Origin of the sequence: Pantoea piersonii, assembly GCF_003612015.1 — a bacterium.
Taxonomy (GTDB): domain Bacteria; phylum Pseudomonadota; class Gammaproteobacteria; order Enterobacterales; family Enterobacteriaceae; genus Pantoea; species Pantoea piersonii.
In genome coordinates this window covers 32,654-54,821 of the sequence record NZ_RARB01000011.1, presented here as the reverse complement: position 1 = coordinate 54,821, position 22,168 = coordinate 32,654, and the positions used below count along the sequence as shown (strand labels likewise).

Below are 22,168 nucleotides of genomic sequence, written 5' to 3'. Positions count from 1 at the left end.
GCTATGACCGCTCAGCCTGCCGCTGCGCCGACGCCGCACCCTTTTACGCTTCGCCTCGCCCTGGGGCTGATCGGCGTGCTTATCGCTGCCCTGACATCAGGTCTGAATGACCGCGTGACCGATATCGCGCTGGCTGATATCCGCGCGGCCATCGGCGTCAGTTATGACCAGGGTAGCTGGATCGTCTCCTCTTATCAGGCCGCCGAAGTGGCAGCAATGATGATCGCGCCCTGGTTCGCCGTCACCTTCTCACTGCGCCGCTTTTCGCTGACGGTTTCAACCGGCTTTCTGCTGTGCGGCATTCTGCTGCCGCTGGCGCCCTCGCCCGGCAGCTTTATCGTCCTGCGCGTTCTGCAGGGGCTGTTCGGCGGCGCGTTGCCGCCGATGCTGATGACCGTCGCGCTGCGCTTCCTGCCGCCGCCGCTTAAACTTTACGGGCTGGGCGGCTATGCGCTTACGGCCACCTTCGGCCCCAATATGGCCGCCTCGCTGGCGGCGTTCTGGACGGACGACGTCAGCTGGATGTTTGTGTTCTGGCAGGTGGTGCCGCTGATGCTGATCGCCATGCTGCTGTTCGGCTGGGGTCTGCCGCAGGATCCGCTGCGCCTGGAGCGCTTTAAGCAGATCGATCTGTTCGGCATGCTTACCGGATGCAGCGGCATGGCGCTGCTGGTGCTGGCACTGACGCAGGGTGAACGTCTGGACTGGTTTGACTCGCCGCTGATCGCCGCCATGCTGCTGGCCGCCCTGCCGCTACTGCTGGTGTTTCTGATTAACGAGTGGTTTCATCCGCTGCCGCTGTTCCGGCTGCAGATGCTGTCGCGCCGCAATCTGACCCACGGCCTGCTGGCGCTGGCCACCGTGCTGGTCGTCTCGCTTTCCGGCTCGGCGCTCCCTTCCGCCTATTTCGGTCAGGTAGAGGGGTTCCGCACCCTGCAGTTCGCGCCGCTGGCGCTAACCGTCGGCCTGCCGCAGCTGCTGATCGCGCCGCTGGTTGCCGCGCTGCTCAATATTCGCTGGATCGACTGCCGCTGGGTGCTGGCGGCGGGCGTCGCGCTGCTGATTACCGCCTGCCTGCTCGGCTCGCAGATCACCAGCGACTGGGCGCGTCAGAACTTCTGGACGCTGCAAATTTTACAGGCGTTTGGACAGCCGATGGTGATCCTGCCGATTCTGATGAGCGCCACCAGCGTGGTTGCGCCGCCGGAAGGGCCCTTCGCCTCGGCGATGTTTAATACCGTGCGCGGCTTCTCCAGCGTGGCGGCCTCGGTGCTGGTAGAGGTTTTTCTCAGCCACCGGGAGAAGATCCACTCCAACGTTTTGCTGGACCAGGCCGCCAGCCGCCCCTGGCTGATGAGCGCGACGAACAGCTCAGACGCAGACGCCAGCCACCCGCTGCTGATGGATGGCAGCGTCAGCAGCAGCGAGAATCTCAGCGGCTTCGCCACCCTGGTCAGGCATCAGGCTACGGTGCTCGGCCTGAGCGACAGCTGGCTGATGCTGATTGCGTTCGCCGCGCTGCTGCTGCTGCTGACTGCCTGGCTGCCGAAGCGCGTCTGGCCGCCACAAACCCTGATTCAACCTGCCTCTTCGACATCGAGAAAATAAGATTATGCGTGCTTTAGTAATGAGAAAAACCGTGCTGCTGAGCCTGTTGTTGCTGGTTTTGCTGGCCATCGCGTTTTTTATCTGGTCAACGATGACCGGCAACGATCACCGCACCAATGATGCTTACGTCAACGCCGACTACACGCTGGTGGCGCCGAAAGTTTCTGGCTATATCGCCGAGGTGAAGGTACAGGATAACCAGCAGGTAAAATCGGGCGACGTGCTGGCGACGCTGGACGACCGCGACTATCGCGTGGCGCTGGAGAGCGCCGAGGCGGATTTGCAGGTCAGCCAGGCGAAATTACTCAGCAGCCAGGCGCAGCTGGAGCAGCAGCAGTCAGCTATTGAGCAGTCAAAGGCGACCCTGGCGGCTAACCAGGCGACCGCGCAATATGCCGGTCAGAACGCCGAGCGCTACAACCGCCTGTATAAAAGCGGCACCGTTGCCGCTGACGATCAGCAGAAGGCGAGCTCGACCCAGCGCTCCGCCGCTGCGGCGGTACGCCAGAGTCAGGCTGCCCTACTCTCCGCCGTGAAAGAGATCGGCGTGCTGCAGGCGGCGGTTCGTCAGGCACAGGCGGATGTGGCAGCAGCGCAGGCGAGCGTGGATCAGGCGCGCCTGAACCTCTCTTATACGCGCATCGTTGCGCCGGTGGATGGCATGGTGGGTCAGCGTGCGGCGCGCGTCGGCGCTTACGTTTCCGCCGGGACGCGTCTGCTGGCGGTGGTGCCGCTGCAGCAAACCTATATTACGGCGAACTATCTGGAGACGCAGCTCAGCGACGTGCGCCAGGGACAGCGGGTGCATATCACCATCGATGCACTGCCGGGCAAACATTTTACTGGCCATGTCGACAGTATCGCGCCGGCGACGGGTGCGACCTTCTCGGCGATTTCACCCGATAACGCGACAGGTAACTATACTAAGGTCGTCCAGCGGCTTCCGGTGAAAATCGCGCTGGATACGAACCAGCCTGGCCTGTCGCAGCTGCGGGTTGGTATGTCGGCGATCCCTGAGATTGAAGCAGAGTAAAGCGTGATGCATCTCTCATAATGGTCCTATTTATTTTAGGATCGATTACGCGTAAATTAGCGCTCGATCCTGTTCTGAGTTACTCAGAACGACCTGAGAAAATGCCTGAGGCGATGATGACCTGATGCGTTTTTCTCAATCTGTTCGCGTTGCGCTGGCCTGGGATCGCTCTCGTCGTAACCGCTCAGAGGAGTTGTTTGTGAAATACGCCTTGATGGGAATCTCTTTCTTTGTGCTGCTGTGGGTCGGCACCTTTGTGCTGATGATGTAGCGCAAGCGCACTGGGGCGACAGCGTTGTCGCCCCGATTAGTGTTATTCAGCCTCTTCCACCGCTTTTACGCTGCCCGGCAGAATACCGTCCGCGCGGAACATCGCTTTAATCCCCCGCACCGCCTGACGAATGCGATCGCTGTTTTCTATCAGCGCAAAACGCACGTGGGTATCGCCGTAATCGCCGAAGCCGACACCCGGCGAGACGCAGACCTTCGCCTCCTGCAGCAGCTTCTTAGCGAACTCCAGCGAGCCGAGAGCGGCGTAGCGGTCGGGAATTTTCGCCCAGACGTACATTGACGCTTTCGGGTTCTCCACCATCCAGCCCGCCTCATGCAGCCCTTTCACCAGCACGTCGCGGCGACGCTTGTACTGCTCGGCGATATCGCGCACGCACTGCTGGTCCCCTTCCAGCGCGGCGATAGCCGCGACCTGCAACGGGGTAAAGGTGCCATAGTCGTGATAGCTTTTAATGCGCGCCAGCGCGGCGACCAGCTCTTTATTGCCCACCATAAAACCGATGCGCCAGCCCGCCATATTGTAGCTTTTCGACAGCGTGAAGAATTCAACCGCCACGTCGCGCGCGCCAGGCACCTGCATAATCGAAGGCGCTTTCCAGCCATCGTAAACGATATCGGCATAGGCGAGATCGTGCACCACCAGCACGTTGTACTGTTTCGCCAGCGCGATAACCCGCTCGAAAAAGTCCAGTTCGACGCACTGCGCGGTGGGGTTCGACGGAAAGCCGAGGATCATCATTTTCGGTTTCGGGTAGCTTTCGCGGATCGCCCGCTCCAGCTCGGCGAAGAAGTCGATGCCCGCCACCAGCGGCACCGAGCGCACCTGCGCGCCAGCGATTACCGCGCCGTAGATATGAATGGGGTAGCTGGGATTGGGCACCAGTACGGTATCGCCGTGATCCAGCGTCGCCAGCATCAGGTGCGCCAGCCCCTCTTTCGAGCCGATGGTGACGATAGCTTCGGATTCCGGATCGATCTCGACCTGATAGCGTTCGGCGTACCAGCGCGAAATGGCGCGGCGCAGACGCGGAATACCGCGCGAGGTCGAATAGCCATGCGTATCCTCGCGCTGCGCCACCTGACAAAGTTTTTCCACGATATGCGGCGGCGTAGGGCCGTCAGGGTTCCCCATCGAGAGATCGATGATATCTTCGCCGCGCCGACGCGCAGCCATCTTCAACTCAGCGGTAATGTTAAACACATAGGGGGGAAGGCGATCGATACGCGAGAAACGACGGGGTGTGCTGTTATCAGCCATAATGTCCTCTTGAATACGTAAGCGCCCGGACCGTCCGAGCGACGCAGGTCACTACTGTGACCGAAAAAAGAACATAACGCGGCGATGACAAAGCTGTCGAGGGGAGAATAAAATTTTTTTAATTTTCCGGATTCAGGCGACCAAAGACCCAATCGTTCACCCACTCGCCGTTTAGCAGATAATTATCCCGTAAAGTACCCTCCAGCACATAGCCATTCTTCTCCAGAATACGGCGCGACGCCACATTTCCCTCTACCACCATCGCCTTAAGCTTGTGGAAACCCGCCTTCAGCAGAAACTCGCTCAGCCCGGCCAGCGCTTCGCTGCCGTACCCCTTGCCGCAGAAGCGATGCAGCAGCATGTAGCCCACCTCAGCCTGGCGGTAGGGTTGCCATTCCGGGCTGCAGCCGAACAGGCCGATCGGCTCGCCGCTGTCGCGCAGTCGCGCCACTACGCAGAGCATATGAAAACTGCTGACCTGCCAGGGCGCGAGGCGTTCGTTGAATCGCTGGCGCAAATCGGCTTCGTCCGGGATTTCGCTGACCCAGGTCATGGTGGCCGCATCTTCATGTACGGCGCGAAACAGCAGCCAGTCTTCGGGCTTGAGGGTCGTGAGCGTAAGACGTGGCGTAATTAACTGCATGAAATTGCTCCAGGTGCGGATAGCCATAAGGGCTGTCAAAACATAACAAACACAATGCCTGCTCACCAGCCTGCGACCGGCAAAAAAGCTTCCCCGTTTTACCAGTCAGGTTTCCTCTTTTTACTATTTTACCCGACAAAGTTGATCCAAAACATGAAGGCGGCGCTCACCCTTGTAGCAGGCTGGCGCATCGCGATCACATTTTTTATGATAGCCCTCTCTCTGTTGCTACCTGAAGGCTGGCTGTGATCTCTCACTTCGATATGCTGTTAGCGGTGTTCGACCGCGCCGCCCTGATGCTGATCTGCCTCTTTTTCCTGACCCGCACCCCGCTTTTCCGCCAGCTGCTGCAAAAAGATGAACATACACCGCTGGAAAAAGGCGCCGTTATTGCCATTTTCTCGCTGTTTGCGCTCTTCAGTACCTGGTCGGGCATCAACGTTGACGGTTCACTGCTGAACGTGCGGGTGATCGCCGTGATGGCTGGCGGCATTCTGTTCGGCCCCTGGGTCGGCATCACCACCGGCGTTATTGCCGGGCTGCATCGCTTTCTTATCGATATTCACGGCGTCACCTCGGTGCCCTGCTTAATTACCAGCATTATCGCGGGCTGCGTTTCCGGCGCCATTAACCGTCGCGTACCGAAAGCGCAGCGCTGGCGCATCGGCATTATCGGCGGCATGCTGTGCGAAAGCCTGACTATGCTGCTGATTGTGCTGTGGGCGAAGCCGATGTCGCTTGGGCTGGCGATTGTGTCGGAGATTGCGCTGCCGATGATTCTCGGCGCGTCAAGCATCGGTCTGATTGTGCTGCTGGTGCAGAGCGTCGAGGGAGAAAAAGAGGCGATTGCAGCGCGTCAGGCCAAGCTGGCGCTGGAGATAGCCAACAAAACGCTGCCGTTGTTCCGCGATGTCAACAGCGACTCGCTGCGCCGCATCTGCGCGATTATCTGTCGCGATATCAACGCCGACGCCGTCGCCATTACCAATAAAACCCATATTCTCGCCTATGTCGGCTATGGCGAGCAGAACTATCAGAACGGCGACGACGGTATCAGTCCCACCACCGCGCAGGCGATGTCCAGCGGGAAGATCATCATTAAAAATAATGATGAAGCGCATCGCACCAAAGATATCCACTCGATGATCGTTATCCCGCTGCGGGAGAAAGGCAAGGTCACCGGCACCCTGAAAATTTACTACCGCCGCGCGCACCGCATTACCGGTTCGCTGAAAGAGATGGCGATCGGCCTGTCGCAGCTTATCTCTACCCAGCTGGAGGTTTCACGCGCCGAGCAGCTGCGCGAAATGGCCAATAAAGCGGAACTGCGCGCCTTGCAGAGTAAAATAAATCCCCATTTTCTGTTTAACGCGCTGAACGCCATCAACTCCTCTATTCGCCTTAACCCTGATACTGCGCGCCAGCTGGTTATCAACCTTTCCCGCTATCTGCGTTACAACCTTGAGCTGAACGATGATGAAACTATCGATATCAAACGCGACCTGTGGCAGGTGAAAGACTATATCGCCATTGAGCAGGCACGTTTTGGCGACAGGCTGTCGATGATTTATGACATTGATGACGATCTTCACTTTTCGCTGCCCAGCCTGTTGATTCAGCCGCTGGTGGAGAACGCCATCGTGCATGGCATTCAGCCCTCGCGGGGAAAAGGCGTGGTAACGCTGAGCGTTAAAGCGATCGGCGATCGGGTACGCATCGCGGTACGCGATACCGGGCCAGGCATCAGCGATGAGGTGATGCGCCGCGTGGCGATGAATGAGATGCCGGGCAATAAAATCGGCCTGCTGAATGTGCATCACCGCGTCAGGCTGTTAACCGGCCAGGGGCTTGAAATTACCCGGCTGCAGCCCGGCACCGAGATCGCCTTTACCCTGAGCAAAAGCGGACAGCTGCTGAACGCGCCGCCTCTTGCCATCGCGGAGAATGTCCAGTGAAGGCCATTATCGTAGAAGATGAGTTTCTGGCGCAGCAGGAGCTAAGCTGGATGATCCAGCAGCATAGCCGGATCGCTATTGAGGCCTGCTTTGATGACGGGCTGGAGGTGCTGAAATATCTGCAGCAGCACCGCGTGGACGTTATCTTTCTTGATATCAACATTCCGTCGCTCGACGGAATGCTGCTGGCGCAGAATATTCGCCAGTTCGCGCAGCGGCCGCTGATTGTGTTTATTACCGCATGGAAAGAGCATGCGGTGGAGGCTTTCGAGCTGGAAGCGTTTGACTATATCCTCAAGCCCTATCATGAGGCGCGCATCGTCACCATGCTTAACAAGCTGGAAGCGGTCGGGCAACAGCAGGCTGTCACGCAGACGCCGGTTTCCGGCAGCCCGCAGACCGTCAATCTGGTGAAAGATGAGCGTATCATCGTGACGGATATCAACGATATCTACTACGTGGAGGCGCATGAGAAGCTGACGTTCGTCTATACGCGGCGCGAGGCCTATGTGATGTCGATGAGCATCAGCGAGTTCTGCGCCCGGCTACCGGAGCAGAGCTTTTTCCGCTGTCATCGCTCTTACTGCGTTAACCTGAGCAAGATCTCCGAGATAGAGCCCTGGTTTAACAACACTTACCTGCTCAGGCTACGCGATCTGGCGTTTCAGGTACCGGTCAGCCGCAGCAAGGCGAAGCGCTTCCGCGAGCTGATGCGCCTGTAGCTAAACAGGCTTTGAAACTTATGCGCGTAGAGAGGTCAGCCGCCATCTAAAAAAAACGGCCCGCAGGCCGTTTCAGAAGCGTTTTACAGAATACGTCCCAGCGTCTGGCGCAGATGCGCGCCTGCGCCCAGCAGGCCAGGCTGATCGTGGGTGATCATATAGACCGGAATGCGGGAAACGTAGTCGCGGAAGCGCCCTTTATCTTCAAAGGCGGCGCGGAAGCCGGAAGCCTTGAAGAACTCGAGGAAGCGCGGCACGATGCCGCCAGCGATATAAACGCCGCCGAAGGTGCCGAGGTTCAGCGCCAGGTTGCCGCCAAAACGTCCCATAATGACGCAGAACAGCGACAGCGCGCGACGGCAGTCGATGCAGCTGTCGGCCAGCGCGCGTTCGGAGACATCCTTCGGCTTAAGGTTTTCCGGCACGCGATTGTCCGCCTTCACGATAGCGCGGTAGAGATTCACCAGTCCGGCGCCGGAGAGCACGCGCTCGGCAGAGACGTGGCCCAGTTCGGCGCGCAGCACCTCCAGAATCAAATCTTCTTCATCGCTGTTGGCGGCGAAATCGACGTGGCCGCCCTCGCCCGGCAGGCTGACCCAGCGGCGGTCAACGTGCACCAGATGGCTGACGCCCAGCCCGGTGCCCGCGCCATAAATCGCGATGGGCTTATCCTTCACCGGCTCGCCGCCGCCGAACTGAATCACATGATCGGCGGTCAGCATCGGGATCGCCATCGAAACGGCGGTGAAGTCGTTAATGATTTCAAGGTGATCAAAGCCAAGGCTGGCTTTCATTTTGCTGGTGGAAAAAGCCCAGTCATGGTTGGTCATTTCGACCCAGTCTTCCGTGATAGGGCAAGCAATGGCGATGCAGCCGTCTTTAACGTCTTTCAGCTGCTCGCCAAGATAGTGGCGGATGACGGCTTCGAGGCTGTCATAATCTGAAGTTGAGAATGTTTGGGCCTGGGAGATGCTGCCGGTTTCCACCTCACACAGGGCGAGTCGCGCGTTGGTGCCGCCGACGTCGCCGACCAGGGCATAAGTTGTCATTCTTTTGTTGCTCCGCTTGGGGTCCCTAAGATGCAGGACACTATAAAAGTCTGCCGGTAAAACAACAACGCTCGCCGCGACAAAAGACGAGCGTTGAAGGTGGTGCGCACAGCCTACCCGTCCGGCAAGCCGCTTGACAGCGGCAACACTCCGAATCTTATCCCCCGTTGCGCTGCGCCAGACAAGCCGTCACCTTACGCAACAACGGCGGCAGATCGTCTTTGTGCATCGCCACCTCAATCAGCGTCAGGCAGTCGGGCGCCTGCAGGCGCGCCATCACTTCCTCGAGCTGCACGCACTCGGTGACGCGCCAGCTCTGCGCCTGCCCATGCAGACAAAACGCCTGCGGCAGCGCGGTCCAGTTCCACTGCGCAATATCATTATAACGCTGCGTGGCGCCGTGGATGGCGCGCTCCACCGTATAGCCCTCGTTGTTCAGCAGGAAAATAACGGGCCTCTGCCCGTCCCGCAACATCGAGCCTAACTCCTGAATGGTCAGCTGCGCCGAGCCGTCGCCTGTAATCAGGATCACCCGCTGCGCGGGCGCGGCGGTTTGCGCGCCAAAGGCTGCGGGTAAAGTATAGCCAATAGAACCCCAGAGCGGCTGCACCAGCAGCTGCGCGCCGGGCGGCAAACGCAGCGCCGCCGCGCCGAAGGCGGCGGTACCCTGATCGGCAAGGATAATGTCGCCCGGCTGCAAAAAGTGCTGCATCGCGCGCCAGAAGGCGGTCTGACTGATATACGCTGCCTCATCTACCGCCTCGGCGAGCGGCGCGTGCGGCGCCAGCGCCCAGCGTTCGCCGTAACGCGCGAAAAGCGTTTCCAGCTCGCTTAGCGCATCCGCCATAGTGAGCGGCGCAAAACGTTCGCCCGCCACACTGGCGGCGAAAGGCTGGAGATCGATTAGCTGCGAAGGGGCAAAGTTTTGGGTAAAGCCCGCCGTCAGAGTGTCGGTGAAACGCACGCCGACGCAGAGCGTCACATCCGTCTGCTCGATCGCTTCGCTGACCCCGCTCTCGCTGCCCGCCGCGGCGTAGGTGCCGACGTAGCCTGGCTGCTGCTCGTCCAGCACTCCTTTGCCCATCAGCAGCGTGGCGCAGGGAATGGCGCGCCGCTGGCGCAGACGGGCCAGCGCCTCCTGCTGGCCCCAGCGTCCGGCAAGAAAATCAGCCAGCAGCGCAACGCGACGCGCCTGCCCCAGCAGCTGTTCAGCAGCGGCGCGGAACGCCCGGCGCGCCTGCTCGCTGGAGATCGGCGCGACGTCGAGCGGCGCGGCTGGCGGCGCGACCTCCGCTTCAGCGACGTCTACCGCCAGCATCAGATAGCCGGGACGCTTTTCCCGCATCGCCGTGGCCAGCACCCGATCGATCTCCGCCGTGGCGTTGCCCGCACTGAGCTGTGCCGTCGCCGCGTTAACGTCGCCCGCCATACGCAAAAAATGACGAAAATCGCCATCCCCGAGCGAATGGTGCACGCAGTCGCCCCGCTTTTGCGCCTCACTCGCGGGGGCGCCCACAATCTGGATCACCGGCACATATTCGGCGAAGCTGCCGGCAATACCGTTGATGGCGCTCAGCTCGCCGACGCCGAAGGTGGTCAGCAGCGCCGCCGCCCCGCGACAGCGTGCGTAGCCGTCCGCGGCGTAGGCCGCGTTAAGTTCGTTGGCGCAGCCGACCCAGCCGATATCCTGATGCGCGATAACGCGATCGAGAAACTGCAGGTTATAGTCGCCCGGCACGCCAAACAGATGGCCGATGCCTATCTCCTGCAGGCGCGTCAGCAGATAATCTCCTACGGTAAAGCGTTGCATATGCCACTCCTTTCACCAGATGTCTGGTTTGAGTATCTACTATGCTGCCAGACCGGCTAGAAAGCAGCGCAATCAGCTGAACAAAAAAGTGGCAACCCGGCGTTACGATGGGGGATTATTCTGTAAATAAGCGATCTGCGACGCGTTGTGACTGTGTGTAAACGTATACACTGCTATTCTTGCGCTTGAAAATTCTTCCCTGAGACAGGAACGCCGTATGACCTACCTTCCGCATCCCGGCCGTTATCAGCAGATGGAATACCGCCGCAGCGGCCGCAGCGGGCTAAAGCTGCCCGCAATTTCGCTTGGCCTGTGGCATAACTTTGGCGACAGCACGCGCGTCGATAACAGCCGCGAACTGCTGCGCCATGCGTTCGATCGCGGCATTACCCATTTTGATCTGGCGAACAACTACGGCCCGCCGCCGGGCTCGGCGGAAGAGAACTTTGGCCGCATCCTGCGCGAAGATTTCCGCGCCTGCCGCGACGAACTGGTGATCTCCACCAAAGCGGGCTACACCATGTGGGACGGCCCTTACGGTGACTGGGGCTCGCGTAAATACCTTATCTCCAGCCTCGATCAGAGCCTGAAACGCATGGGGCTGGAGTATGTCGATATCTTTTATCACCATCGCCCGGACCCGGAGACGCCGCTGGAAGAGACCATGCGCGCGCTGGATCAGGTGGTGCGTCAGGGCAAGGCGCTCTATGCCGCTATCTCTAACTATCCGGCGGATCGCGCGGCGGAAGCGATCGCGATCCTGCGCGATCTGGGCACCCCCTGCCTGATCCACCAGCCGCGCTATTCGATGTTTGAACGCGGCCCGGAAAACGGCCTGCTGGATACCTTAGGCGACAATGGCGTCGGCTGCATCGCCTTCTCTCCGCTGGCGGGCGGCGTGTTGACCGACCGTTACCTGCAGGGCATTCCGCAGGATTCGCGCGTTGCCAGCGGCAGTAAATTCCTGCGCGAGGAGCAGCTCACCGATGAGAAAATGGAAAAAGTGCGCAGGCTGAATGAGATTGCGCAACAGCGCGGCCAGAAGCTGGCGCAGATGGCGCTGGCGTGGGCGCTGCGCGACGACCGCATGACCTCCGTCTTGATTGGCGCAAGCAAAACCGCGCAGATCGACGATGCGGTGGATATGCTGGCGAACCGCCACTTCACTATCGCTGAGCTTTCCGCTATTGAAGGTATACTGCTGTAACTGTTTGCCGCCCGGTTCGCGCCGGGCATTTCTACAGCCGGAATTGTCTCAATCCCTCTTTTCTCCAGATTTTCCTCACAATTATCAGCGACACTCTACTCGTCACACAAGCAATGCGCGGGCATAACGCCTGCACCGCGCAGCGGCCCTGCCGCTAATAAGGAGAAGAAAATGAAACCTGCGATAATTTTTGCTGCTTTGCTGACCTGCCTGTCGCCTTTGGCGATCCAAAACGTCCAGGCTGCTGGTGCCTCTATTAGCCTGGCGCCGGGCGTAACGCTGCATCTGGGAGACCGCGATCGCCGCGGTTACTACTGGGACGGCGGCCGCTGGCGCGAGCCGCGCTGGTGGAACGACCGGTACCAGTACAATAATCATCGCTGGTGGCGCCATGAAGAGTGGCGACGTCAGAAGCAGTGGGAGCGCGAGCGCCGCTGGCATGAGCGCGAACGCCGTCACCACTGGCGCGAGGCGCAGCGCCACCACGATCGTTACGATCGCCACCATTATTAAGCAGACTTATTCGCCTTTGCGCTACGCGGCCTGAGAGGCTACGGTTCGGCGAATAAACGGCGTCCCGTCTGCCGTGCCGTTTCCAGATGCGTTTCAGGCGAGTCGGCGTCAGGCAGTAAAATCAGTTCCGACGTTTTCACCGCCGCGCCGACATAGTCAAAAATGCCTTCATCGATCTGCGTGCGCATCGCGGCATAATAGCCGCGGCGCGCATAGGTACGCAGATTCGCCCCGCCTATGCCCAACAGATGCACCTGCAGACGCCCCAGCTTTTTATTGATTTTGCCCTCAGGCGTCTCCCCATACGCCCAGCCGCTGGTAAATACGCGGTCGATCCAGCCTTTCAGCACGCCGGGGAAGGACCACCAGTAAACGGGATAAACCAGCACCAGCGCGTCGGCGCGGTCAATGCGCTTTTGCTCGGCCAGCACGTCGGCAGGCGGCGCAGACTGGTTGCGGAACAGCGCCAGGTCAGCCTCGCCATAGCGTGGATCGAACCCCTCCGCTATCAGGTCAGCGATTTCAAAAGTGTGCGGGGAGCGGATCTCGTTTGTCACCGCCCTGGCGACAGCGTGCGTAAATGAATCTCGATCGGGATGGGCGACCACTATCAGAGCATGCATAGGCTGACTCCTGTTCAAAGAAGAGAAAACGACTGCATATCGATAGTAGATGACCTGGGGCGGGCCGCGGCGACAGGCGCACATGCGGTTAAAGAGAGAGAAACGCTGGCCTGTGATAAGGCAGGCCAGCGTTTTAGCAGCTTTACAGACCGAGGATCTCGCCAACCAGCAGATAAGCATTGAGCGCCACCACCAGCACCACGATGGCGCGGCCAGCGTTCTGCATCAGGCGCGAGTTAACCATCTCGCCCATAATCTCGCGGTTGCCGGTAAAAGAGAGCAACGGTACCAGCGCCAGCGCGATGCCGAAGCTCAGCAGCACCTGGCTCATCACCAGAATGCGCGTCGGGTCCCAGCCCACCATAATGACGATAAAAGAGGGCAGCATGGTAACCAGACGACGCACCCACAGCGGAATATGGAAGCGGATAAAGCCCTGCATCACCACCTGACCGGCCAGGGTGCCGACCACGGTAGATGACAGGCCCGCCGCAACCAGGCTCAGGCCGAACACCGTTGCTGCGGCATGGCCGAGCAGCGGCGTCAGCGTCAGGTAAGCCTGATCAAGCTCGGCGATGGCGCTGTGGCCGCTGAAGTGGAACGCAGCGGCGGCGGTCGCCATCATCGCCAGGTTAACAAAGCCAGCAATGGTCATGGCGATCGCCACATCCAGCTTGGTCGAAGAGTAACGCTGACTTTTATTACCGCTCGCCCCGAACTGCGTCAGCGCCGAATGGAGATAGATGACGTGCGGCATAATGGTGGCGCCCAGCACGCCCGCCGCCAGGAATACGGCATCTGAAGTCGGCAGCGACGGCAGCGCCATCCCGACGACCAGCTCGCTGACCTTCGGCTGCGAAAAGAAGAGCTCGACGATATAGGCCGCCGCCACGAACAGCAGCAGGCCGCCAATCACCACTTCCAGCGGCTTCTGGCCGCGGCTTTGCAGCATCAGGATTAAAAAGGTGGCCACGCCGGTCAGCACCGCGCCCTGCAACAGCGAAATGCCGAGCAGCAGCTTAAAGCCGAGCGCCGCGCCGATAAACTCCGCCAGGTCGGTCGCCATTGCGATGATTTCCGCCTGTACCCAGTAGAACCACACCGCCGGACGCGGAAAGCGATCGCGAATATGTTCAGCAAGGTTTTTACCGGTAGCGATACCGAGCTTGGCGGACATCAGCTGAATGACCATCGCCATGATATTGGCCCAGACCACCACCCACAGCAGCTTGTAGCCGTAGGCTGCGCCAGCCTGAATATTGGTCGCAAAGTTGCCTGGATCGATGTAGCCGATAGCGGCAATAAAGGCCGGACCCAGCAGCGCAAGCTTGATTTTTCTGGCTCCGCGAGCGGCACGCTCGGCGGTACGACTCTCAAACATAATTCTCTACCTGTCTGAACGCGTTTTAACCATGCCAGAGTATGGCCTGATCGCGGCAAGTGAAATGCGGTTATCGTTATTGCTGTAATAGATAGTGCTATGAAGTATAGCCATTGCTATACCTTACGGTAAAGCGAGACTTGTTAAAAAATGTGCAACGCGTCTCACTCTACGCTCTGGACATATTATAGACAATATTTTTGTGGATATTTGCTGTGAACGTTTTGTGAACAGGCTGTGACGGGTGAGAGTTTTCTGAGAAAACGGGTGATAGCGAATCCTTATAATGTGGATTTGATCTCGTTTTTAAGTAACGCGTTACATAGAATACGCAGCAAATTACAACCCTCCTCAAATCTGGAGCAAGCATGTCCCATATTTTGCACTTCCTTTTAGCACTGGTGGTGGTAGGCGTGCTGGCGTTACTCGTCAGCCATGACCGTAAAAGTATTCGTATTCGCTACATTGTCCAGCTTCTGGTCATTGAAGTGCTGCTGGCGTGGTTCTTCCTGAATTCCGAGGCAGGGCTCGGGTTCGTTAAAGGTTTCGCCGGTCTGTTCGACCATCTTCTTAAGTACGCAGGCGAAGGCACCAACTTCGTGTTCGGCAATATGAACGATAAAGGCCTCGCGTTCTTCTTCCTGAATGTGCTGTGTCCGATCGTCTTTATCTCCGCGCTGATCGGCATTCTGCAGCATTTCCGTATTCTGCCGTGGGTAATTCGCGGTATCGGCACCGTGCTCTCTAAAGTCAACGGCATGGGCAAGCTGGAATCCTTTAACGCCGTCAGCTCTCTGATTCTGGGACAGTCAGAAAACTTTATCGCCTATAAGGATATCCTCGGCAAAATGTCGCAGCGCCGCATGTACACCATGGCCGCGACCGCGATGTCGACCGTTTCTATGTCGATTGTCGGCGCCTATATGACCATGCTGCAGCCGAAATATGTGGTCGCCGCGCTGGTGCTTAACATGTTCAGTACCTTTATCGTGCTGTCGCTGATCAACCCTTACCGCGTCGACAGCGAGGAAGATCTGCAGCTGCAGGACATCCATAAAGGCCAGAGCTTCTTTGAAATGCTGGGCGAATATATTCTCGCCGGTTTCCGCGTGGCGATTATCGTCGCGGCAATGCTGATCGGCTTTATCGCGCTGATCTCCGGCCTGAACGCGCTGTTCGAATTTATCTTCGGCATCAGCTTCCAGGGCGTGCTGGGCTACGTTTTCTATCCGTTTGCCTGGGTAATGGGCGTGCCGGCTCACGAAGCGCTGCAGGTCGGCAGTATTATGGCCACCAAGCTGGTTTCCAACGAATTCGTGGCGATGATGGATCTGCAGAAGCTGGCGGGCCATCTGTCACCGCATTCTGAAGGCATTCTGTCGGTGTTCCTGGTCTCCTTCGCCAACTTCTCTTCAATCGGCATCGTCGCAGGCGCTATTAAAGGTCTGAACGAGGAGCAAGGCAACGTGGTGTCGCGCTTCGGCCTGAAGCTGCTCTACGGCTCAACGCTGGTTAGCGTGCTTTCCGCCGCCATTGCCGGTCTGGTGCTGGCGTTCTGACGGACAGGCGGGAGAGAGAACGAAGAGCAAAGCGCCCCGTGACAGGAAGTTGCGGGAAAAGTCGGCAGAGACGCCGCCATCTGCGCCTTGTTGAATCACTCACTTCCGCGCTGCCAACGGGTAGCGCGTTGCAGGGCGAGACAATGTCTCGCCCTTATTCTTAATTATTCCTGCTTGTTATAACGCCTGCCGCGTCGTCTCAACCGCGCTGCGACGCCCTTCCCCGTTTCCCGCAAATCCTTTGCACAATATCGAATTTCATCTCGTGCCCGCCGCCCCGTAGTTTTTCTGGTAACTCAACATCGGGAGAAGCGCATGAGCATTCAATTTCTGGGCATGATCGGCCATCGTCTGGCCTCTGAAATCATTCCGGCCAGCGGGTCGTTATTTGATAAAAACTATATTGCTGATTTCGCCCGCGCCCATGAAGAGGCGGGATTTGACCGGGTTCTGGTGGGCTACTGGTCCGATCAACCAGACGGCTTTTTAGTCACGGCACACGCTGCCGCCAGCACCTCGCGCATTAAATTTTTACTGGCGCATCGTCCGGGCTTTGTGGCGCCAACGCTGGCGGCGCGTAAGCTGGCGTCGCTCGATCACCTCACCGACGGACGTCTGGCGGTGCATATCATCAGTGGCGGCAGCGACAGCGAACAGCGCCGCGATGGCGACTTCCTCAACAAAACGGAACGTTACGCGCGCACCGACGAGTTTCTCAGCGTGCTGAATAAGAGCCTGACCTCAGCGGAAGCCTGGGATCACCAGGGCGACTTTTACCGCGCCGAGCAGGCCTTCTCCGCCATCAAACCGCTGCAAAGCAAACTGCCGGTCTACTTTGGCGGCTCTTCGCCGGAAGCGATTGAGGTCGCCGCGCGCCACGCCGACGTTTTCGCGCTGTGGGGCGAGCCGCTGCAGGGCGCGGCGGAAACCGTGCAAACCGTGCGTGCCGCCGCGGCGAAAAGAGGCCGTGATATTAAATTCAATATCTCTTTCCGCCCGATTATCGGCAAAACAGAGAAAGAGGCCTGGGAGCGCGCGGAACATATTTATCAGACGGCGCAAAAGCAGCTGGCCGAGTCGGGCTACTCCTTCGGCCTGCCCAAGCCGCAAAGCGTGGGCGCGCAGCGCTTGCTGGCGGCGGCTAACGAAAGCGATCGCCACGATAAAGTGCTGTGGACCGGCATCGCGAAGCTGGTGAGCGGCGGCTATAACTCCACCGCGCTGGTGGGCACTGCGGATCAGGTTTCTGACGCGCTGCTGGATTACTACCAACTCGGCATCGACAGCGTGCTGATCCGCGGCTTCGATCCGCTGAACGACGCGGTGGAGTATGGCCGGGAGCTGCTGCCGCTGACGCGCGAAAAAGTCGCCGCCCTGACGCGCGGCAAGAGGAGCGCCTGATGCGTCTGGCTGCCCTGTTTGCCGGTATCACGCTGGCGTTAAGCCTTCATCACGCCCTCGCCGCCGAAAAAGTGACGCTGCGCCTCGGCGACGTCAAAGGGGATCGTTTCGCCGCGCTGAAGGCCTCCGGCGAACTGGAAAACCTGCCTTATGAACTGAAGCTCACCGCGTTCGACGCTGGCGCGCCGGTGCAGGAAGCGCTGAATGCAGGCGCGCTGGACGTTGGTTTTACCGGCGATCTGCCGTTCCTGTTTGTCTATGCCGCAGGCGCGCCGGTTAAAGCGGTCGGAGCGTGGCAGAACAATCCAGACAGCATCGCGCTGTTGACGCGTCCTGATGCGGGGATCCACCGCCTGCAGGATCTGAAAGGGAAGCAGATCGCCGTTAACCGCGGCGGCTGGGGACACTATCTGATCCTTGGCCTGCTGGAGCGCGCCGGTCTGAAGCCCGACGAGGTGACGCTGCGCTTCCTCGGCCCGGTGGATGGCCGCGCGGCGCTCACCTCCGGCGCGGTTTCCGCCTGGGCGCCCTGGGAGCCCTATATCGCCACCTCAACCCAGGTCGACGGTACGGTGCGCGTGCCACAGGGCGGCGGCGGCGGCATTATGTCCGGCTACTCCTATGCGCTGGCGCGCAAAGAGGCGCTGGCCGATCCAGAGAAACGCAAAGCCATCGCCGATCTGCTGACGCGGCTGGCGAAGGCGCAGATCTGGGCGGCGCAGCATCCGCAGCCGTTCGCGCAGGCGCTGGGAAAATCGCTCAATATGCCGACCGCCATTACCCGCAGCTGGATCGACGATGCACGCATCCGTCCGCTGGTATTCGATTCCTCGCTTATCGCTACGCTGCAAAAATCCGCTGACTTCTTTCATCGCTATCAGGTGCTCCCTGACGCGGTCGACGTCAGCGACGCCTTTGATTTCAGTCTGGCGGACGGTGCCAACCAAGTGGCGCGCCACTATCAGGAGAATAAATCGTGAGCGATCTTAATTATCGTCGGCTGCGCGATTTTGTGGCGCAGCTCGCCGCCCTGCTCGACCAGCAGCCGGATGAGGCGACTCTTCTGGAGCGCGGCAGCGAGCTGCTGCGTCCACTGCTGCTGCACGACGACTGGCTGGACGAGGCGTTTACCCAGCCGCATCCGCAACATTACCAGCAGTATCTGCTGCATGCCGACGCGCAGCAGCGTTTCTCGGTGGTGAGCTTTGTCTGGGGGCCCGGTCAGCAGACGCCGGTGCACGATCACCGCGTCTGGGGCTTGATCGGCATGCTGCGCGGCGCGGAAGTGTCGCAGGGCTTTACGCAGACGCGTGACGGACTGGTGCCGGACGGCGCGCCGGTACGTCTGGACCCCGGCCATATCGAAGCGGTATCGCCGCGCGTCGGCGATATCCATCGCGTCAGTAACGCCTTCGACGATCGCGTATCTATCAGCATCCACGTTTACGGCGCCAATATCGGCGCGGTAAAACGCGCCGTCTATCGGGAAGATGGCAGCGCAAAACCCTTTATCTCCGGTTACAGCAACCGCTACTTACCTAATATCTGGGATCTCTCACATGGCTAAAACTTTTCCTCTGCGCGACGCCGCAGAGATTCAGCAGGCGCTGCGTCAGCAGCAGGAAGTGGCGCTGGTCGACGTCCGCGACGAGGCGCTCTATGCGCAAGGACATCCGCTGTTTGCGGTGAATATTCCGCTCTCAAAACTGGAGCTGGAATGGCTGGATCGCCTTCCGCGTCGTGACACCGCGATTACCCTTTACGATAACGGCGAAGGTCTGGCGCAGACGGCGGCGGCGCGCGCGGCGGCATGGGGCTACAGCAATATCACCCTGCTTAAGGACGATCTGACAGGCTGGCGCGCAGCGGGCGGCGAGCTGTTTATCGACGTGAACTCGCCGAGCAAAGCCTTTGGCGAGCTGGTGGAACACCATAACCATACGCCGTCGCTGGCGGCGGAACAGGTTGATGCGCTGCTGCGCGACAAGGCTGACGTGGTGGTGCTCGACGCGCGCCGCTTTGATGAATATCACACCATGTCCGTTCCCGGCGCCATCAGCGTGCCGGGTGGCGAACTGGTGCTGCGCGTACGCGATATCGCCCCCTCTCCCGCCACCACCGTAATTGTGAACTGCGCCGGGCGTACGCGCAGCATTATCGGCACGCAGTCGCTGGTTAACGCCGGGATCCGCAATCCGGTCTATGCGCTGCGCAACGGCACCATCGGCTGGACGCTGGCCGGTTTACCGCTTGAGCAGCAGCAGAGCCGCCGCTATGGCGCCGCCAGCGACACCGCTCATCGTCATGCCGTCGCGCAGGCGCGACAGGTGGCGGATCGCGCGGGCGTCGCGCGCATCGACGCCGCCCAGCTGGCACGCTGGCAGCAGGAAGCCCGCACCACTTATCTGTTCGACGTGCGCGACGCCGATGAGTTCGCTGCCGGTCATCTGCCGGGCAGCCGTCACGTTCCAGGCGGTCAGCTGGTGCAGGAAACCGATCACTACGCCAGCGTGCGCGGCGCGCGTATCGTCCTGATCGACAACGACGGCGTGCGCGCCAGCATGGCAGCCTCCTGGCTGGCGCAGATGGGCTGGGAGGTGGCGGTACTTGAGGGTCTTCAGCCGGAGGATTTCAGCGCGACGGGCGGCTGGACGGCGCAGGTGCCCGCCGCAGTGCCTGCAGAGCGCGTATCGCCGCGGCAGCTTGCCGACTGGCTAAGCCAGGGCGACACCCAGGTGCTGGATTTCACCACGCGCGCCAACCATGTTAAAAGCCATATTCCCGGCGCCGCCTGGCTGCTGCGCTCTACGCTGCAACAGCAGGGAAAAGCGCTGCTGCCAGAGGCCGAACGCTATGTCTTAACCTGCGGCAGCAGCCTGCTGGCGGGTTATGCGCTGGAACAGGTCGCGGCGCTGACCGGCAAGCCGGTTTATCTGCTGGAGGGCGGCAATACCGCCTGGCGCAACGCCGGACTGCCGACGGAGGCTGGTGAGGATGCGCTGCTGTCGCCCGCCATCGATCGCTATCGCCGTCCTTATGAGGGCACCGATATTGAACCTGAGGTGATGCAGGCCTATCTCGACTGGGAGTATGGACTGGTGGCGCAGCTGGATCGCGACGGCACACACGGCTTTCGCGTCCTGCGGCCTGAAACGCAAAGCGTGACGGCGTAGACATTGAGGGCATGAAAACAGGGCGGCAGCGATGTCGCTCTTTTTTGCGCGCGCAAATGCGTTAACTGACTGGTCTGCTGTTTAAGGAAGCTGCCTGAGAAATCAGGTCTTTGAAAATGGTGGAGATAAGCGGGATCGAACCGCTGACCTCTTGCATGCCATGCAAGCGCTCTCCCAGCTGAGCTATACCCCCACATCTGGAATCGTTTTTTCAGTGCCAAATCGTTGGGATGCGATTTGGTGGAGCTAAGCGGGATCGAACCGCTGACCTCTTGCATGCCATGCAAGCGCTCTCCCAGCTGAGCTATAGCCCCGAACCGAAAAAACCGTCGTGTTACTCGACGGACGGCATGATATGAAACCGTCCTCAGGGTGTCAACGGCAAAATCAAAAACTGCGTTTGATCGCTGAAAAAGGCGGCAAATAGCGGAACACGCTGTTTTCAGCCGCTTTTATCCAGTCGTTACAGGGAGCGCTAAACAGCGCGGTTACGCACCAGATTTTAACTGCTTTGACAGGTTAAATTACCGTTAAACAGCCTTTAGGATTTTTCTTGTTTTCCGTTAAAAGCCGTGTAAAACTTAGCCCGCTAACCAAGTGGTCATCGCTGCCCACGCCTTAAAACAACACCATCCCTGTCACAACTATCAATAATATTCGAGATACTATGTCGCTGCATTCACCTAAAGAGATCGCTCAACTGGCGATTCAGGCTGGCGTCACTAAAAGCCGCGCCTCCATTCCGACTTTATTAATTCTTGGCTTTATGGCCGGCGCCTTTATCGCCACCGGCTTTCTGCTTGATCTGCACGTGATCAACTCGCTACCGGCTGAGTGGGGCTCGTTTGGCGGCCTGCTGGGCGCTGCCGTGTTCCCGGTCGGCCTGATCCTGACCGTACTGGCGGGCGGCGAACTGCTGACCGGCAATATGATGACGATGCCAGTCTCCTGGTTTGCGCGCCGTATTAGCGGTTTCGCCGTGCTGCGCAACTGGTTTTGGGTCACTATCGCTAACTTTATCGGCAGCCTTGCCATCGCCTGGTTCTTCGGCCATATGCTGGGCATGACCGAAGGCGACTATCTGAAGAAGACCGTCGCTATCGCCAGTGCGAAAGTGCACGCGGATTTCCTGCACGCCTTTATCTCCGGCATCGGCTGTAACTGGCTGGTTTGCCTGGCGGTATGGCTGGCATTCGCCAGTAAAGATGTGGTGGGCAAAATCTTCGGTATGTGGTTCCCGGTTATGGCGTTCGTCGCCATCGGTTTTCAGCACGTCGTCGCTAACATGTTTATCGTGCCTGCGGCCATCTTCGCTGGCCAGCTGACCTGGGCGGATTACCTGCCTAACTTCGTTGCCGTGTTCCTGGGTAACGGCGTCGGCGGCGCTGTTTTTGTCGGCCTCGCTTACTACCTCGCCTTCCGTCCTTCTGCTGAAGCAGTAGGTACCGCGCAGTAATTTTTTTTTGCCTTTTGTCGCCAGGCAAAAGGCAATTTCCATTCGCGTTACTTTCACGCGTTACGATTTGCTGTAATATGTATGGCTAATGTATTACACAGGGACAGCATCGTGAAAAAGGAATGGTTAACCCCCGAAGAACTCGCGAACGAAACAGGTTACAGTCGTCAAACGGTCAATAAATGGATTAAGCGCGAAAACTGGACCACCACGCCGAAGCCGGGCGTACAGGGCGGTAAAGCGAGATTGATTCATATTGACGAGCGCGTGAAAAACTTTATTCAGTCCATGCGCAACCTGAACGAACCCAACGCCTCCTACACCACGCAACAGAACTCTTTACCTGCGTTACTATTAAGTTCTGTACAGCAAATGTCGCAGAGTGAGCAGGATAAGCTTGTCGCGCTGATTTTGCGTGAAGGGATTAAAGGCGTATTGCAGCGGCTGGGGATTAGCGAAGAATAAAAAAACCGGAAGCATCGCGCT

The 22,168-nt window shown here is 59.1% G+C and carries 20 protein-coding genes and 2 tRNA genes; 14 read left to right on the top strand and 8 right to left on the bottom strand.

Going from position 1 to position 22,168, the window contains the following annotated elements; translation table 11 throughout:
• The first annotated feature begins 3 nt into the window (after window positions 1–3).
• The 3 genes from D7S44_RS21210 to ypdK all read left to right on the top strand — a co-directional run bounded on the left by D7S44_RS21210 (window position 4) and on the right by ypdK (window position 2,912).
• Window positions 4–1,608, top strand: coding sequence for an MFS transporter (locus tag D7S44_RS21210; RefSeq protein WP_120458201.1), 1,605 nt, complete (start codon window positions 4–6; stop codon window positions 1,606–1,608).
• A 4-nt stretch (window positions 1,609–1,612) separates the two neighbouring features.
• A complete protein-coding gene (locus D7S44_RS21205; protein ID WP_120458200.1) occupies window positions 1,613–2,641 on the top strand; it encodes an HlyD family secretion protein in 1,029 nt (342 codons plus the stop codon).
• 199 nt (window positions 2,642–2,840) lie between these two features.
• Window positions 2,841–2,912 (top strand): membrane protein YpdK, encoded by a 72-nt coding sequence (ypdK, locus tag D7S44_RS21200; RefSeq protein WP_120458224.1) that lies wholly within the window; start codon window positions 2,841–2,843, stop codon window positions 2,910–2,912.
• A 42-nt stretch (window positions 2,913–2,954) separates the two neighbouring features.
• On the opposite strand, the gene alaC is transcribed toward ypdK, so the two are convergent.
• Both alaC and D7S44_RS21190 read right to left on the bottom strand, forming a co-directional pair.
• Window positions 2,955–4,190, bottom strand: a complete 1,236-nt coding sequence (gene alaC, locus D7S44_RS21195; RefSeq protein ID WP_120458199.1) for an alanine transaminase — start codon at window positions 4,188–4,190, stop codon at window positions 2,955–2,957.
• A 118-nt stretch (window positions 4,191–4,308) separates the two neighbouring features.
• The gene (locus D7S44_RS21190) at window positions 4,309–4,833 is read right to left on the bottom strand and encodes a GNAT family N-acetyltransferase (protein WP_120458223.1); all 525 of its coding nucleotides are present in this window, start codon (window positions 4,831–4,833) and stop codon (window positions 4,309–4,311) included.
• Window positions 4,834–5,096: 263 nt separating this feature from the next.
• On the opposite strand from D7S44_RS21190, the gene D7S44_RS21180 reads away from it, so the two are divergent.
• Together D7S44_RS21180 and D7S44_RS21175 are read left to right on the top strand one after the other, a co-directional pair.
• Window positions 5,097–6,788, top strand: coding sequence for a sensor histidine kinase (locus D7S44_RS21180; protein ID WP_120458222.1), 1,692 nt, complete (start codon window positions 5,097–5,099; stop codon window positions 6,786–6,788).
• Window positions 6,785–7,510 (top strand): LytR/AlgR family response regulator transcription factor, encoded by a 726-nt coding sequence (locus D7S44_RS21175; protein ID WP_120458197.1) that lies wholly within the window; start codon window positions 6,785–6,787, stop codon window positions 7,508–7,510. Before D7S44_RS21180 ends, D7S44_RS21175 begins: the two co-directional genes overlap by 4 nt.
• Before the next feature lie 83 nt (window positions 7,511–7,593).
• Here D7S44_RS21175 and glk read toward each other — a convergent pair whose 3' ends face one another.
• The gene (gene glk, locus D7S44_RS21170; protein WP_120458196.1) at window positions 7,594–8,559 is read right to left on the bottom strand and encodes a glucokinase; all 966 of its coding nucleotides are present in this window, start codon (window positions 8,557–8,559) and stop codon (window positions 7,594–7,596) included.
• 157 nt (window positions 8,560–8,716) lie between these two features.
• Window positions 8,717–10,369 (bottom strand): thiamine pyrophosphate-binding protein, encoded by a 1,653-nt coding sequence (locus D7S44_RS21165; protein ID WP_120458195.1) that lies wholly within the window; start codon window positions 10,367–10,369, stop codon window positions 8,717–8,719.
• Window positions 10,370–10,586: 217 nt separating this feature from the next.
• Here D7S44_RS21165 and mgrA point away from each other — a divergent pair, with 217 nt between their 5' ends.
• Complete coding sequence (mgrA, locus tag D7S44_RS21160) at window positions 10,587–11,576, top strand: L-glyceraldehyde 3-phosphate reductase (protein WP_120458194.1); 990 nt, start codon at window positions 10,587–10,589, stop codon at window positions 11,574–11,576.
• Between the two features lie 171 nt (window positions 11,577–11,747).
• A complete protein-coding gene (locus D7S44_RS21155) occupies window positions 11,748–12,089 on the top strand; it encodes a DUF2502 domain-containing protein (RefSeq protein WP_120458193.1) in 342 nt (113 codons plus the stop codon).
• Between the two features lie 38 nt (window positions 12,090–12,127).
• On the opposite strand, the gene D7S44_RS21150 is transcribed toward D7S44_RS21155, so the two are convergent.
• Together D7S44_RS21150 and D7S44_RS21145 are read right to left on the bottom strand one after the other, a co-directional pair.
• On the bottom strand, window positions 12,128–12,712 hold the full coding sequence (locus D7S44_RS21150) for an NAD(P)H-dependent oxidoreductase (protein WP_120458192.1): 585 nt from the start codon (window positions 12,710–12,712) through the stop codon (window positions 12,128–12,130).
• A gap of 142 nt (window positions 12,713–12,854) precedes the next feature.
• On the bottom strand, window positions 12,855–14,093 hold the full coding sequence (locus D7S44_RS21145) for an Nramp family divalent metal transporter (protein WP_120458191.1): 1,239 nt from the start codon (window positions 14,091–14,093) through the stop codon (window positions 12,855–12,857).
• A gap of 368 nt (window positions 14,094–14,461) precedes the next feature.
• Between D7S44_RS21145 and D7S44_RS21140 the strand changes: the two genes are divergently transcribed.
• The 5 genes from D7S44_RS21140 to D7S44_RS21120 all read left to right on the top strand — a co-directional run bounded on the left by D7S44_RS21140 (window position 14,462) and on the right by D7S44_RS21120 (window position 20,226).
• Window positions 14,462–15,652, top strand: coding sequence for a NupC/NupG family nucleoside CNT transporter (locus tag D7S44_RS21140; protein ID WP_120458190.1), 1,191 nt, complete (start codon window positions 14,462–14,464; stop codon window positions 15,650–15,652).
• A 315-nt stretch (window positions 15,653–15,967) separates the two neighbouring features.
• Window positions 15,968–17,053, top strand: a complete 1,086-nt coding sequence (locus tag D7S44_RS21135) for an LLM class flavin-dependent oxidoreductase (RefSeq protein ID WP_120458189.1) — start codon at window positions 15,968–15,970, stop codon at window positions 17,051–17,053.
• Window positions 17,053–18,033, top strand: a complete 981-nt coding sequence (locus tag D7S44_RS21130) for an ABC transporter substrate-binding protein (RefSeq protein WP_120458188.1) — start codon at window positions 17,053–17,055, stop codon at window positions 18,031–18,033. The genes D7S44_RS21135 and D7S44_RS21130 overlap by 1 nt, the downstream gene beginning before the upstream one ends.
• Window positions 18,030–18,620: a cysteine dioxygenase family protein gene (locus D7S44_RS21125; protein WP_120458187.1), complete on the top strand. Its 591-nt coding sequence runs from the start codon at window positions 18,030–18,032 to the stop codon at window positions 18,618–18,620. Before D7S44_RS21130 ends, D7S44_RS21125 begins: the two co-directional genes overlap by 4 nt.
• Window positions 18,613–20,226 carry a rhodanese homology domain-containing protein gene (locus D7S44_RS21120; RefSeq protein WP_120458186.1) on the top strand — a complete coding sequence of 538 codons (1,614 nt, stop codon included), beginning with the start codon at window positions 18,613–18,615 and terminating at the stop codon, window positions 20,224–20,226. The genes D7S44_RS21125 and D7S44_RS21120 overlap by 8 nt, the downstream gene beginning before the upstream one ends.
• Window positions 20,227–20,343: 117 nt before the next feature.
• On the opposite strand, the gene D7S44_RS21115 is transcribed toward D7S44_RS21120, so the two are convergent.
• Both D7S44_RS21115 and D7S44_RS21110 read right to left on the bottom strand, forming a co-directional pair.
• Window positions 20,344–20,419: transfer RNA gene (locus D7S44_RS21115), tRNA-Ala, on the bottom strand.
• Between the two features lie 45 nt (window positions 20,420–20,464).
• Window positions 20,465–20,540 (bottom strand) — tRNA-Ala (locus D7S44_RS21110).
• A gap of 353 nt (window positions 20,541–20,893) precedes the next feature.
• On the opposite strand from D7S44_RS21110, the gene D7S44_RS21105 reads away from it, so the two are divergent.
• Window positions 20,894–21,682, top strand: a complete 789-nt coding sequence (locus D7S44_RS21105) for a formate/nitrite transporter family protein (RefSeq protein WP_120458185.1) — start codon at window positions 20,894–20,896, stop codon at window positions 21,680–21,682.
• 111 nt (window positions 21,683–21,793) lie between these two features.
• Entirely contained in the window at window positions 21,794–22,147 is a 354-nt protein-coding gene (locus D7S44_RS21100) for a YfeC-like transcriptional regulator (protein WP_120458184.1), read from the top strand.
• The last annotated feature ends 21 nt before the right edge of the window (window positions 22,148–22,168 follow it).